The sequence below is a fragment of the Bombilactobacillus sp. ESL1097 genome (genome assembly GCF_058107205.1).
This window is the reverse complement of sequence record NZ_JBYLUB010000001.1, coordinates 819,109-832,939: the sequence shown is the minus strand read 5'-3', so window position 1 is coordinate 832,939 and position 13,831 is coordinate 819,109. Positions and strand designations below refer to the sequence as shown.

Below are 13,831 nucleotides of genomic sequence, written 5' to 3'. Positions count from 1 at the left end.
TTAGTATGCAGTACAATTTATCGGAATTAATTATCGAATATCAAAAGAAAGCTCACAAAAATGATGCACAATTTGCATTTGAAAGCCATTTTTCGGTAGAAAAAATCCACGCTATCAAGGCTGGTAAAGCGGATTATACTCCAGAAGATGAGCAACGCATTATGCAATACATCAGTGATCATTCTTAATTTGAGATTATCAAAAAGACTGGGATTTTAAGCTAGTTTGAAGTTAACAGTATAATCATTGTCAACTTTAACTAGCTTGATAGTCCCAGTCTTTTTATTTAATTTATTTTCAATTATTTACTTTTTACGCAAAAAATAGGTTAACAAACCGATGATCACCCAAGCTCCTAAAATGACGTATTCATAAGGCCAAACCAAGGAAACCGGTGTTCCTGGAATAATCGTTCCTAAAGTAATCAAAATAGCCGCTACGCCACCTAAAATTGGCCAAAATAGCGATTTGTTATAAAAGCCACCCCGCAAATCTGGATTCTTACGCCGAATTTTCAGTAAATTTAACGTATTAAAACTCCAGGCTAGTGCCGTCAATAATCCGCCCGTATCCAAAAAATACGTCAAGGCCCCTTTACCTAACCAACCAATCGCTAAAACCAAAACTAAAGTCAAGGTTAAGGCCCTATAAGGCGTACCAAACCGCGGATGTACCTTCGCAAAATAACGCGGTAAAATATCCTTTTCTGCTAGCGAAAACAGCAATCGGGGTGCGGCTGAAAACAACGTCAGAAAACTAGTTCCTAACCCTAAAAAAGAAATGAGATACGCTAATGCACTCAAGAGCGGATAACCAGCTTTTTTAAAAGCATCAATCGTTCCCATTGAAAGATGAGCCGTCTTTTGCCACGGATAAATCCAAGCCGAAGATAACAATACTGCAATATAGTATCCTGCCGCCAAGCTAATCGCTCCAATGACAATCCAACCAATTTTTTTGGGCGGTGTTTGAGACTCACCGGCTAAAATTCCAATTGATTCCCAGCCCGTTAAAAAAGTCATTGCGGGTAAAATAAAGCGAAAAACTTCCGGTAATGGGTGTTGTTTCGGATAAAAAGCTGGCCAAAAATTAGTAACTTTACCTTGACTAAAGCCAACGACTACTAAAACTGCCCCCAAAATTAATAGCAAAAAAAAGAGGGTTGCTTGTACATGACTCGTTAATTTGGCCCCCAAATAATTCAAACCATAAACAACCAAAGTTATCCCAATTCCCAAAATCAATTCGCGATAATGGACTGCTACTCCGGCAAAATGGTAACTGGGACCACTCGCCACCTGTGGAAAAATACGTGCAATCAATAAACTAGAGGCTGTTACAAAAAAGCCTAAAATACTTAAGTACGCACCTAACAGTGCCCAACCAGCAAATAAAGCACCTTTCTTACCAAAAGCTTGATAACCATAAATTACCTCACCACCAGCTTCTGGATAAATAGTTGACAGTTCTGCAAACGACAATGAAATTAAAATTGCCAAACCAGCGGCAACAATTAATCCAAAAATCTCGCCGCCAGCGCCATATTGGTGAAAAAATTGGCTGTTGGTATAGATCCAACTACTACCTATTACTCCTCCAGCACCTAATGATAATAAACCGACGGTACTAATTTTCGGTTTCAGTTGTTGGTCCATGAACCTTCCTCATGCTTTCTTATTTGATAATGTTTCACATAAATAAAAAAAGTAGGACAAAGATTAATTAGTAAGGATTTCTGAACAACATTCCAAATTCCCGTCATTACTATCCCTTTGTCCTGCCCTAAAAAGAAATTTTTCGCTTAAATTGACGAAAAATTTTTTTGGTTTCAATCTCTATTCAGCATACCCGTCTGACTTATTTTTGTTCCGATCTTAAAACGCCACCGACACTATAATGATCCGGTTGCATCTCATCTAAAATAATATGAATATGTTCCGCAGGTGCGCCCGTATTTTTACTAATGGCGGCAGTAACATCTTGACATAATTGTTTTAATTGTTCTGGTGTACGACCAGCGACTAACTCAATATGAACTAATGGCATAACTATTCTCCTTGACTATTTAAACGAATAATTTCTAAAATGACGTCTACTGCTTGGCTCATCACTTGTTGTGACACATACTCAAAGCGACCATGCATGTTTTCCGGACCCGCAAAGATATTGGGGGTCGGTAATCCCATAAATGAAATAATAGAGCCATCAGTTCCCCCACGAACGGCGGTTTCATCCGGTTCAATCTGTAAATTATGCATCGCCTGCTCGGCCAAATGTACCACTTCCAGATGGTCTTGCATAACTTCAATCATATTATAATACTGATCGTAGATTTTTGCTTCCACCGTCTGCGCACCGTACTGATCATTTAACTGATCCACAATTGTTTGCAGTAATTGCTTCCGTTGTTCTAATTGGGTGCGATCAAAATCTCGAATAATATAAGATAATTGTGCTTGATCAATCGTTCCTTGAATATCCGTTAATAAAAAGAACCCTGCGCGTCCGGAAGTTTTTTCTGGTACTTGTTCACTAGGTAAAGCAGCTTGCAGTTGTAAGGCAATCAGATTAGCATTAACCATAACATCTTTAGCAACACTTGGATGCACATTTTTACCATGAATCGTAATTTGTGCAGCGGCAGCATTGAAAGTTTCGTATTCCAATTGACCTAACGATCCGCCATCAATTGTATACGCAAAATCAGCGGCAAAGTCTTGAACATCAAAGTGGCGCGCACCCTTACCAGTTTCTTCATCGGGACTAAAACCTAACCGAATCTTCCCATGAGCGATCTCAGGATGCTCCAGCAAATATTCCATTGCCGTCACAATTTCACTGACACCAGCTTTATCATCAGCTCCTAATAAAGTCGTTCCATCTGTCGTAATTAAATCATGCCCTGCATACTGCTTCAAATTAGGAAAAACCTTTGGATCTAATTGATATTGTCCTTGCGCATCCAAGTTCACTACACTGTGTCCATCATAATTAGCCACGACTTGAGGGTTAACGTGCTCTGAATTAAAGTCAGCCGTATCAACATGTGCTAGTAAACCCATCGTGGGCACTTCATAGTCCAAATTACTGGGTAACGTGGCCGTTAAATACGAATTGTCTACGTGATAAACAACTTCACTTAAACCCAAATCTTGTAACTCTTGTTTTAATTTTAACAAAAAATCAGCTTGCCGCTTAGTTGTGGGGATCGTATCGGCCGATTCATCTGAGCGCGTATTTTGTTTGACATATCGTAAAAATCGGGGTATCAAGCTAGTATATTGCATCTTTTAGACCTCTCTTATAAAAATTGAAATGGTTCCGTATTAGTCGTCGAAGCTAAAATTTCTAATTGCCAGCAAGAATACTGTTGATTCCAATGCTGTAACAACTTCTGGGCCATCTGACTAAAAATAACTTCAATATGGTGCCCCGGATCTAAAACGGGTAAATGCGCCGCCAATAAATCGTGTCCGGTATGATAACTAACATCACCAGTAATCAATAAATCCACCGGTGCAGTTAACGCTGCTTGATAAAACGAACTACCACTGCCGCCAATAATGCCAATTGTTTGCACGCTCTGCTGTAAGTCACTGGCAATCGCCCGTAAACCAGTTAACTGCCATTTTTCTTTTAACAATTGCCCTAATTCGGCAATAGATAGTGGTTGTTTTAATTTGCCATAGCGCCCTAAAGCAATATGTTGTTCATCATAATTAAATGGCTGGATGTCCGTTAAACCTAAAGATTCCGCTAACCAATCATTCATTCCACGAGGCGCCCGATCCAAATTAGTATGTGCCGCATAAACTGTAATTTGATTGCTTAACAAATCAGCATACATCCGGTTTTGTGGTAAAGAAGTATCCAAATTAGTCGCTGGATGAAACATTACGGGATGATGCGCAAAGATAAAATCAACTTGTTTTTCTAGCGCTTCTTGAACCACTGCTGGTCGAACGTCTAATGTTGTTAAAACGCGATGCACTGGCTGCTGTAAACTACCAATCTGCAAACCAGTCGGATCATTACCCATCTTTAACGCTAATGGTGCAAATTCTTCAATTTTTTGTACTAATTGCTCTCCTGTAATCATCTCAAGATTTCCTCAATTCGTTGAATTCTTTGCTGTGCCCATACCAATTTCTGTTCTTGGGGCTGTTTTGCATTTTTGAGATTACAATACATCATTTTACTCCGCTTTAATTGCTGTTGCCATTTATTTTTAAAAGTGCCACTTTTTTCCTGTAGTAAAATGGGGCCAAACATCAGTTGCTCTGGCGTTAACTGCGGTTGACTGCCACTAAATTGAGCTTTCATAATCTCATAAGTATGGCGCCCTTCTTGCACGATTGTTTCGGCAGTAATGGCAAATTGATGCTGATCTAGCCATTGACGTACTTGAAATTCATCATTATTAGGTTCTAACACAAGATACTTAATCGTTGCCAACTGCGATTGACCTTGCTCTAAAATCTGCCGAATTAATTGCCCCCCCATGCCGGCAATCACTGCAGTTTGGACTAAATCAGTATCTTTAAGTGCCTGCAAACCATTACCAAAACGCGGCTTAATTTTGGTAGTTAGTGCAGCTTGTTGAATATCTTTTTTGGAAATTGCTAATGGCCCAAGTGCTACTTCAGTAGCAAACGCAGTTTGGACAATTTGTTGCTGTACCAAATAAATCGGTAAATAAGCATGATCAGAACCAATATCGGCCATTGCTGCAGTCACGGGCACCAAATCAGCAATTGCTTGTAAACGACGTGATAACTTCAAAGATGACTCCTCCTACTTTCCTACATTAAAATTAAACTCTCAAATTACTGAGCAGCTAAACATCAGCGCCACTTCCACCCAGAAGATTTTAATAATTGCTCTTTTTATCTCAACTTCTTAAAAGAAAAAGGCCGCTTAAGCGGTCTTTTTTTAATCTTTAATCTAGTCCAAAAAATCTTTTAACTGATTTGATCTTGAGGGATGTCTCAGTTTGCGCAAGGCTTTCGCTTCAATTTGTCGAATCCGCTCACGAGTTACGCCAAACACTTTACCCACTTCTTCCAAAGTTCTCGTGCGGCCATCATCTAACCCAAAGCGTAAACGCAAAACATTTTCCTCGCGATCGGTCAACGTATCTAACACATTTTCCAATTGTTCTTTGAGTAATTCATAAGAAGCATGATCTTCAGGACTCGTTGCTTCGTCATCTTCAATAAAATCACCCAAATGCGAATCATCTTCTTCACCAATGGGCGTTTCTAAGGACACCGGTTCTTGCGCAATTTTGAGAATATCACGCACTTTTTGCGTAGGAATATCCATTTCTGCACCAATTTCCTCCGGTGTTGGTTCCCGTCCTAGATCCTGTAGTAATTGCCGTTGAATCCGAATGAGTTTGTTAATAGTTTCCACCATATGAACCGGAATCCGAATTGTCCGAGCTTGATCTGCAATGGCACGGGTAATTGCCTGGCGAATCCACCAAGTAGCATAAGTCGAAAACTTAAAGCCTTTACGGTAATCGAATTTTTCCACGGCCTTCATTAACCCCATATTACCTTCTTGGATTAAATCTAAGAAGTGCATGCCTCGGCCCACATAACGTTTAGCAATCGAAACAACCAAACGCAAATTAGCTTCTGCCAACTGTTGTTTAGCTTCATTATCACCTTTTTCGATACGTTGAGCTAATTCGACTTCTTCCTGTGCATTTAATAGCGGAACCCGCCCAATTTCTTTGAGGTACATCCGCACTGGATCGTTCATTTTGACCCCTGTTGGCGCCGACATATCACTTAATTCATGATGATTGACTTCTTTTTGACTCTTGAGAGCTAACTGACTAGGATCACCGTGGTCATCCACAATGCTGACCCCTTTATCAGTAAAATGATTAACCAATTCACCGATCGAATCGCCTTTTAAGGCAAAAGGCTTGATTAATTGTTCATTTAATATTTGTTCAGAGATTTTTCCGTCTTTTTTATATTTTTTGATCAAATCATTCGTTGCACGTTCTAATTCTTTGCTTGATTTGATGACACTTTTTTTCTTCTTACTTTCAGCCACGAAAAATCCTCCTCTATTACACTTTACTTCTCAGCCGCTACTTTAAGTTGTTCTAATTCCTGACGCAAAGTAACTAATTGAACCGTTAATTGCAATTCTTGCTGTGCATCGCCAATTTGGGCCGCCTGTTTAATTTGCATTTGGTACTCTGATAATTGCTGCTGTTTATGATCATACATAATATTATTAATATAATCATCAACTTCCTCTGTTGAATAATCAGCAGGACGGGGCAGCATTTCAATCGTACTGACCAAATTCCGCAAATTATCTGGAATCTGATCCATAAATTGTGCGATTAACGGTTGAGAAACCGTCAGACAATATCGTACCCAATAATCAAAAATATCTTGATATTGGACGTGAACAAAACTAAAATCCACATGCTTATCCAGTATACCAATTACTTGTGGAAAATGGAAAACAATATTTAATAAATTTCGTTCGGATTTTTCCGTTTTACTTAAGGTACTAGGAGTTACTTCTTTCACCGCCATGGCGGCATCTTGTTGTTGATTTTGCCCGTAATCAGCAGCGGGTTTTAATAAGTCCTGTGCTCGTTGTTTATCCAACAATTCTTGCTGAATAGCTTGTTTTGAAACACCTAACCTTTGCGCCAATTGTTGCACATATAATTCTTGTTCCACTGGTGAATTATCACCGACAACATAATCTAAGGCCGCGTTTAAATAATCTACTTTAGCACTATCGTTGGTCAAATCATATTGCTGACTTAAATATTCCAACATAAAAGCACTCGGTGTTAACGCTTTTTTGCGCACTAGCGTTTGAAAAGCACTAGCGCCTTGACTTTTAATAAATTCATCTGGATCTTGCTGATTAGGAATGACTACTACGCTAATCTCAAAGTTCGAATCCTTCAATAAATTTAAAGCACGGTGTGCCGCTTTAATTCCCGGTGCATCGCCATCATAACAAATCACCAATTTGTTAGTAATTCGATGTAACATATATAGCTGTTGTTGCGTTAGACTAGTTCCCATCGAAGCAACACCATTTTCGACACCGGCTTGATAAGCACTAATCACATCCATAAAGCCTTCAAACAAGATGGCAGCTCCAAACTGACGGATGGCACTTTTAGCAGCTGCCAGATTAAATAAAGTTTGACTCTTATTAAAAATCGGTGTTTCAGGACTATTTAAATATTTGGCAGTCGGCTGCTGCTCATTTTGTTCATGCCAAACACGTCCGGAAAAAGCAATCGTAGAACCGCTTTGATCAGTAATAGGAAACATAACCCGATCTCGAAAACGATCATATAACTGACCTTGTTGCGATTGTACAAACAAACCTGAATTTTGTAATTGTTCTGGTTTGTGATCTTGCAAAAGTTCTGTCAAAGTATTATCAGCTGTTGGGGCATAACCAATTTGAAAGTGCTCAATCGTCTCGTCTTGCAATTGCCGCTGGTGGAGATAATTCAGCGCCGGCTCACCTAGTTCTGTTTTACATAAAATATAATGATATAGTTCTTGAACTGTCTGATAATCTTTCTTTAAAGTCGTTTGAGGGGAATTAACTTCTTTATTAGCTGTTGAACTATATTGTTCTGGTAAAGTAATACCACTAAACTTTGCCACTTTCACTACAGCTTCTGGAAAAGTCAAACTTTCAATTTCCATCAAAAACTTAAAAACATTGCCACCACGACCACAACTAAAGCAGTGAAAAATTTGCTTCTCTTCTGAAACTGAAAACGAAGGAGTTCGCTCTTCGTGAAACGGACAGAGACCAAATAAATTGCGACCCGATTTCTTTAATTGAACATAGGGTTCAATAACGTCAACAATATTCGTTTTTTGCCGGACTTCTTCAATAAAAGCTTCCGGAATTTTCGTTACCATCTGCTTTCACTCCATTTTAAAAAATCAGCCTTTTTTAGAAAAATAAGTAGTCATATAAAAATATGACTACTTGACCTAATGTTAATTTTATTGTAATTGTTTAACTGGTAAAATGCAAAGTTTTAGTTTTTCAGTAATTTGTCTATATACCAAAAAAGATATATAATTAATATATCTTTTTTGGTATATAGGAGGTTAATTAATGAATTGGTGGATAATTGGTTTAACTTTTGTCGGCATTAATTTAGATTTCTTTGTTATTTTATTACTGTTGCTGCAACGCTTTCGCTTGCTACCCGTCATTAGTGGTTATTGCTTAGGATTAATTGTTTTATTAGGATTAAGTTTTGGCTTAGGTAAAATTTTACAAACTTTTTTGCCCGAATGGTTACTCGGTATTTTAGGAATTTTTCCCATCTACTTAGCTTTTCACGATGATGATGACGTTAACCAAAATAATACCCAAACTCATCCCATAAAGACCACTTTTTTGACCTATCTTAGTGTTTGTTCCGGTTGTAACCTGTCTTTGTTCTTGCCAATTTTGACTAATTTGAATAGCAAACAATTTATAGAAGCTACCTTATTTATTTTACTGCTTTCTATAATATTTACTGTTATGATTAAAATAATTGGTGATTTCAAAACTATCCAAAAATTCATTCATCAATATAGTGAACCCTTAACCAAGATCATCTACGTGGCAGTTGGTTGTTATGTTTTTTGGGATAGTGGACTAATTACGCATTTAATTCAATTATTTTAAAGGTAGTGTTGATTATTAATCCCCTTGATGAACAAGTTTTAACTGAAGTAGCTAAAATTTATAAAATATTAGGTAACCAAACGCGCTTAAAAATTCTTTATTTTTTAAAACAGCAAACACACCCCGTTACGGTCACCAAGATTGTCCAAAATTTGCAGCTCGAACAACCGATTATTTCCAAACAGCTAGGCATTTTATATCGTTATCAATTAGTTCGTAAACAACGCCAGGGGATCAAGATTTTTTATCAAGTCGATGATCCCCACATTGTCGAATTATTAGACGATATGTTTCAACACGTGCAGCACGAAATCAAAGGTCAACCACATCCTTATCACTAGTAAATTAAAATGCCGGATATTTTTTTAATTAGGGCGTTGCTTTTAAATCGATCTGTAGTCGTTTTAAAAGCTTTTTCTGATTAACCACCTGTTTTAAATTTAAGCCTTGACTTAACTTCTTCCAGACTGGATAAGCTACAGGAATTACTTGACTTTTAGGCTTAACAAAAAACACTTGAAAATTGTGATCTTGACTATTATTATTGGTCCAAATAAAATCCACATCAGCATAATCTAATACATAAGTTTGGGCTGAATTTTGTTTTCTTTGATAAAGGGCTAAATCTCGAGCCGCCACAAACGTCTGGTGATAATTCTCAGCAAAAAAGACTCCCGTTAAGCCGGCAATGAGCAAACCACAACTCAGTAAGCCAATTGTGAAATGCGCGGTGTCATTCAGCCAAGGCACAATATTGATAATTACTGCCAACCAACTGAACAATACCCAACTAAAAGCACATCGTGGACCATAAGGTGAAATAACTAGAAAGGGTAATTGACTAATGATTGCTTCCACAATTAACAAAGCTGTCACCGTCAGCAACTGCTGATTATGTAACTGATGATAATTATCAGCACATAGTAAACCAAAAACTATTATCCCAACTAAATATAGCAACACTCGGTGCGGATGTTGCTCAAACATCAATTTATAATAATTAATTAACGTATTAGACTGTTGATGATTAATACTGCGATAAGAATCCCGTCCTAGTAAAATCCGCAGATATGCACCATTGACAAACATTAAAATTGCACCTAAAAAAGTTCCTCCTGCAATCGGGCGGATATAATTATGCATAAAAGCTGTCGTTAGAACTTTGCGCATTAATAAATAAATTAAAAGAACATTACAACAATTGAGTAATGTTATATGTTCTGCTAAGAATTGGCTCAGCAGTGCTCCGAAAAATAATAAAATTTGATTTTTTTTAGCTAAAGTTAAAGGTAAATGTCGTCGATTTAAAATTAAAGTGAGCTCAAACAAGGGAAAAATCATGGACGGAACGTAATTGGCAAAACCAGCCCGCCACCCCCAAATTTGTTGCCACACCGTTGGCGGTAAGAACAAGAGCGCTAAAGAACATAATAACATTATTAAAGTACTATCCACCGCCGGCCACACAACCTGCGTAATAGTTTTCAATAAAATAACCAAACTAACCGCGCATATTCCGTAAAGTAAGAAGCTGATTATCGGCAGATGACTCATCAAAATAATAAATAAATCGCCCAAATAACGACCATCATACGTTAAAAATGTACCACTAGTAAAGTAATGAGTGCCCCAACTACTCCACCAATTAAGATCATCCCCCACTAAGGGGATTAAATAACCTATTATGCCAAAAACAAGAAAATCAATTACTACAATGGTTGTTTGTAATTTAGTTAAGGCTAATTTTTTTTGCATTTCACACACCATTTCAATTTTTTAGATCAGCTGTTTATTATTAAGTCCGAACAGCTTTGGTTTCCAATATTTAACTAGTAAAAAATAATTTAAGTTCATTTAATCTTCATTATTTTATTATATTTTATCAATAAACACCAGCTCTCAAGTTAAAAAAACTTCATATACAGTAATTACTCCCCTTATTCTTTCAAAAATTATAATAAAAAAGATTGGAACTATTAATCAACCATTACTAGTTGCTTTGTTCCAATCTTTTAAAAACTACACTATTTAATTACTAATTGATTCAAGTCACCCAACTGCCAAATTAATTGGGCCAATTGGTGCAGCTGATTTAAACGATTTTGCTGCACAGCTGCATTTTTATCCATAATCAAGTTCTCTTCGAAATATTGACTAATGAGCGGCTGTAATTTTTGTAAAGCTTGATAGCTTGCTTGCGTCGTTAACGATGCAAAGCGCTCCTTCAAGTCATTAACTGCTTGAAATAACTGTTGCTCAGATGGATTTTGGAATAAAGTTGTGTCAATTTCTTGTTCAGCAATTGCTTGCTTAGCCACAATCCGTAATACTCGCGTCAGAGCTTCCATGTTCTCCTTATAATCAGAGTCTGCTTGATGCTGATTTAATACTTGAGCAGTGGCTATCATCTGAGTTGGATCAATTTTTGTCATTGCTGTCACCGCCATGACGACGTCATGTGGCACTTGTGCTTGCGTTAATAATTGCTGAACTCGTTCTACAATAAATTCTTCTAATTCCGCTTGATGCTTCAGATAATCAAACTTAACTGAACCTAACTTTTGGTTATAACACTGAACAATCTGAGGTAATAATTGAGCAAAATCAAGATGCCATTGTTGCTGCTGTAAAATCCGCACAATTCCAATGGCTTGCCGTCTTAAACCATACGGATCATTAGAACCATTAGGAATTAAATCTACCGCAAAAAAGCTGAGTAAACTTTCAATTTTGTCAGCTAAAGATAAGACTTGCCCGACTTTAGATTGCGGCAACTGGCCTTCTGAAGAAGTAGGTTGATAGTGTTCGCGAATCGCTTGCGCAACTGCTGGCCGTTCGCCAAAAATCAGCGCATACTTTTCGCCCATCACTCCCTGCAATTCCGAAAATTCGCCGACCATTTCCGTTACCAAATCAAATTTATAAATGGCACTCGCCCGTAAAACATCTTGGTGTTCCTGCGGGGACAAATTAAATTTTTGCGCTAATAAATCGGCAATAATCTGTGTACGTTGCATTTTTTCAGACATGGAACCAATTTTATCATGAAACGTAACTTGTTGAAGACGCGAAACGTACTCTGACAAAGTATGCTTTTGATCTTCCGCAAAGAAGAAGGCGGCATCTTCCAGCCGTGCGACCAGCACTTTTTCGTTTCCAGCAATCACGTTATCTAAATGTGTTTGGTTCCCATTACGTACCCCAATAAAGTAAGGTGCTAATTGGCCTTGTTCATCGCGCACATAAAAATAACGTTGATTATCTTTCATTGAAGTAATGAGCACTTCTTCTGGTATTTTTAAATACTTGGCGGCAAATTTGCCAGCAAATGCTGTGGGGTACTCAACTAAGTTAGTAACTTCCTCTAACAAGTCTTCATCTAAATCAACGACCCAATGATTCTGCTTCGCCAAAGCTTGAATCTGTTCTTGAATTAAAGCTTTACGCTGGGCTGCATCAACAATGACAAAGTCATCAGCCAGAGCTTGTTGGTAATCACTGGCTTTTTCTAAAGTAATCGTCGTTCCTAAAAAGCGATGGCCCTGAGTTTGATTACCAGCATGAATATTTAATAATTGCATGGGAATAACTTCTTGATCCAACAGCGCAACTAACCAATGGATCGGCCGAATATATTCAAAATCAAATTTATTCCAGCGCATGCGTGTCGGAAAAGTTAATTCGGATAAGGGCTTAATTAAACCAGCCAAAATTTCCGCGGCCGGTTTGCCGAAAATTTGCTTTTTGACGTAAACATAGGGCGTACCTTTTAATTCTTTAAAATAAATATCGTCGGTGCTTAATTGTTGACCGCGAACAAAACCTTGGGCCGCTTTACTCCAATTACCTTGTTCATCTTGTGCAATCTTTTTGGCAGGACCTTTGACCTCAAGTTCTTGATCGGGTTGCTGTTCGGCCACATCATGAATTAAAAGTGCTAAGCGCCGTGGTGTGGAAAATTGTTCAATTGACCCGTGAGCCAGATTGGCCTCCTGTAAATAAGCGGCCACCTTTTGGGCTAATTGCTGCTCTGTACTAGTTACCACATGGGCAGGCATTTCTTCTAAACCTAATTCTAATAAAAAATCTTTAGTCATTAGTTTGCTCCTTTAATAATTTTTGACGTGTGGCTTCATCTAATAATGGAAAACCTAATTTTTGCCGTTCGGCCACAAAAGCTTTGGCGACTCGATGGGCCATCGACCGAATGCGGTGCATAAAGCCAGCCCGTTCAGTGACAGAAACCGCACCGCGTGCATCTAACAAATTAAACGTATGACTACACTTTAGAATATAGTCGTATGCTGGATGTACTAAGCCCAAATCAATTAAACGTTGCGCTTCTTTTTCATAGTCATTGAAGAATTGTAAGAGCATGGTCTGATCACTTTCTTCAAAGGCATATTTGGAATGTTCATATTCCGGTTCTTTAAAGATATCACCATACCGGACGCCATTGCCCCATTCCAAATCGAACACCGAATCAACATCTTGAATATAAGAAGCCAAGCGCTCGACGCCATAAGTAATTTCACTCGTCACTGGATCAGCGCTTAATCCACCCACTTGCTGGAAATAAGTAAACTGGGAAACTTCCATCCCGTCAAGCCAAACTTCCCAACCAACACCAGCACAACCCATTGATGGGTTCTCCCAGTTATCTTCCACAAAACGGATATCATGTTCTAAGGGATCAATCCCTAAGGCCTTTAAACTGTCTAAATAGTATTCTTGAATATTTAACGGTGATGGTTTCATAACCACTTGAAATTGGTGATGTTGATATAGGCGGTTGGGATTATCGCCATAACGACCATCAGCTGGGCGCCGGGATGGCTCAACATAAGCGGCATTCCACGGCTCAGGACCAATAGCCCGCAAAAAAGTATACGGACTCATAGTCCCCGCGCCTTTTTCTGTATCATAAGCTTGCATCAACATACAGCCTTTTTCACTCCAAAATTGCTGTAAGGTTAAAATCATGTTTTGTACATTCAATTTTTTTTCCAATTTTCTACCTCATTTCACAAAAAAAGCCCTATGCAATCTCAAAAAATTGCATAGGGACGAATAACTTCGCGGTTCCACCCTATTTCAGGCCTCACAGCCTGCTCTTCATTATTAA

At 38.2% G+C, this 13,831-nt stretch carries 13 protein-coding genes; 3 read left to right on the top strand and 10 right to left on the bottom strand.

The features are described from left to right. Window positions 1–5: 5 nt before the first annotated feature. Window positions 6–188 (top strand): LBP_cg2779 family protein, encoded by a 183-nt coding sequence (locus AC3B6D_RS04130; RefSeq protein WP_489757640.1) that lies wholly within the window; start codon window positions 6–8, stop codon window positions 186–188. A 117-nt stretch (window positions 189–305) separates the two neighbouring features. Here AC3B6D_RS04130 and AC3B6D_RS04125 read toward each other — a convergent pair whose 3' ends face one another. The 7 genes from AC3B6D_RS04125 to dnaG form a co-directional block, all read right to left on the bottom strand. Next, entirely contained in the window at window positions 306–1,655 is a 1,350-nt protein-coding gene (locus AC3B6D_RS04125; protein WP_489774983.1) for an APC family permease, read from the bottom strand. A 202-nt stretch (window positions 1,656–1,857) separates the two neighbouring features. Beyond that, window positions 1,858–2,046 (bottom strand): 2-hydroxymuconate tautomerase, encoded by a 189-nt coding sequence (gene thmT / locus AC3B6D_RS04120; protein WP_489757638.1) that lies wholly within the window; start codon window positions 2,044–2,046, stop codon window positions 1,858–1,860. A gap of 2 nt (window positions 2,047–2,048) precedes the next feature. Then, the gene (pepT, locus tag AC3B6D_RS04115; protein ID WP_489774982.1) at window positions 2,049–3,287 is read right to left on the bottom strand and encodes a peptidase T; all 1,239 of its coding nucleotides are present in this window, start codon (window positions 3,285–3,287) and stop codon (window positions 2,049–2,051) included. Between the two features lie 14 nt (window positions 3,288–3,301). After that, window positions 3,302–4,099 carry a Nif3-like dinuclear metal center hexameric protein gene (locus AC3B6D_RS04110; RefSeq protein ID WP_489774981.1) on the bottom strand — a complete coding sequence of 266 codons (798 nt, stop codon included), beginning with the start codon at window positions 4,097–4,099 and terminating at the stop codon, window positions 3,302–3,304. After that, entirely contained in the window at window positions 4,096–4,782 is a 687-nt protein-coding gene (locus tag AC3B6D_RS04105; RefSeq protein WP_489774980.1) for a tRNA (adenine(22)-N(1))-methyltransferase, read from the bottom strand. The genes AC3B6D_RS04110 and AC3B6D_RS04105 overlap by 4 nt, the downstream gene beginning before the upstream one ends. 162 nt (window positions 4,783–4,944) lie before the next feature. Continuing rightward, a complete protein-coding gene (rpoD, locus tag AC3B6D_RS04100) occupies window positions 4,945–6,072 on the bottom strand; it encodes an RNA polymerase sigma factor RpoD (RefSeq protein WP_489757634.1) in 1,128 nt (375 codons plus the stop codon). Between the two features lie 23 nt (window positions 6,073–6,095). After that, window positions 6,096–7,940 (bottom strand): DNA primase, encoded by a 1,845-nt coding sequence (gene dnaG, locus AC3B6D_RS04095; RefSeq protein ID WP_489774979.1) that lies wholly within the window; start codon window positions 7,938–7,940, stop codon window positions 6,096–6,098. A gap of 202 nt (window positions 7,941–8,142) precedes the next feature. Here dnaG and AC3B6D_RS04090 point away from each other — a divergent pair, with 202 nt between their 5' ends. Together AC3B6D_RS04090 and AC3B6D_RS04085 are read left to right on the top strand one after the other, a co-directional pair. Further along, window positions 8,143–8,706, top strand: coding sequence for a cadmium resistance transporter (locus AC3B6D_RS04090; RefSeq protein WP_489774978.1), 564 nt, complete (start codon window positions 8,143–8,145; stop codon window positions 8,704–8,706). Window positions 8,707–8,714: 8 nt separating this feature from the next. Beyond that, entirely contained in the window at window positions 8,715–9,047 is a 333-nt protein-coding gene (locus AC3B6D_RS04085) for an ArsR/SmtB family transcription factor (protein WP_489774977.1), read from the top strand. Window positions 9,048–9,075: 28 nt separating this feature from the next. On the opposite strand, the gene AC3B6D_RS04080 is transcribed toward AC3B6D_RS04085, so the two are convergent. The 3 genes from AC3B6D_RS04080 to glyQ all read right to left on the bottom strand — a co-directional run bounded on the left by AC3B6D_RS04080 (window position 9,076) and on the right by glyQ (window position 13,689). Beyond that, a complete protein-coding gene (locus AC3B6D_RS04080) occupies window positions 9,076–10,461 on the bottom strand; it encodes a hypothetical protein (protein WP_489774976.1) in 1,386 nt (461 codons plus the stop codon). A gap of 269 nt (window positions 10,462–10,730) precedes the next feature. Beyond that, a complete protein-coding gene (glyS, locus tag AC3B6D_RS04075; protein WP_489757629.1) occupies window positions 10,731–12,803 on the bottom strand; it encodes a glycine--tRNA ligase subunit beta in 2,073 nt (690 codons plus the stop codon). Then, window positions 12,796–13,689, bottom strand: coding sequence for a glycine--tRNA ligase subunit alpha (gene glyQ / locus AC3B6D_RS04070; RefSeq protein ID WP_489757716.1), 894 nt, complete (start codon window positions 13,687–13,689; stop codon window positions 12,796–12,798). The genes glyS and glyQ overlap by 8 nt, the downstream gene beginning before the upstream one ends. Between the last annotated feature and the right edge of the window lie 142 nt (window positions 13,690–13,831).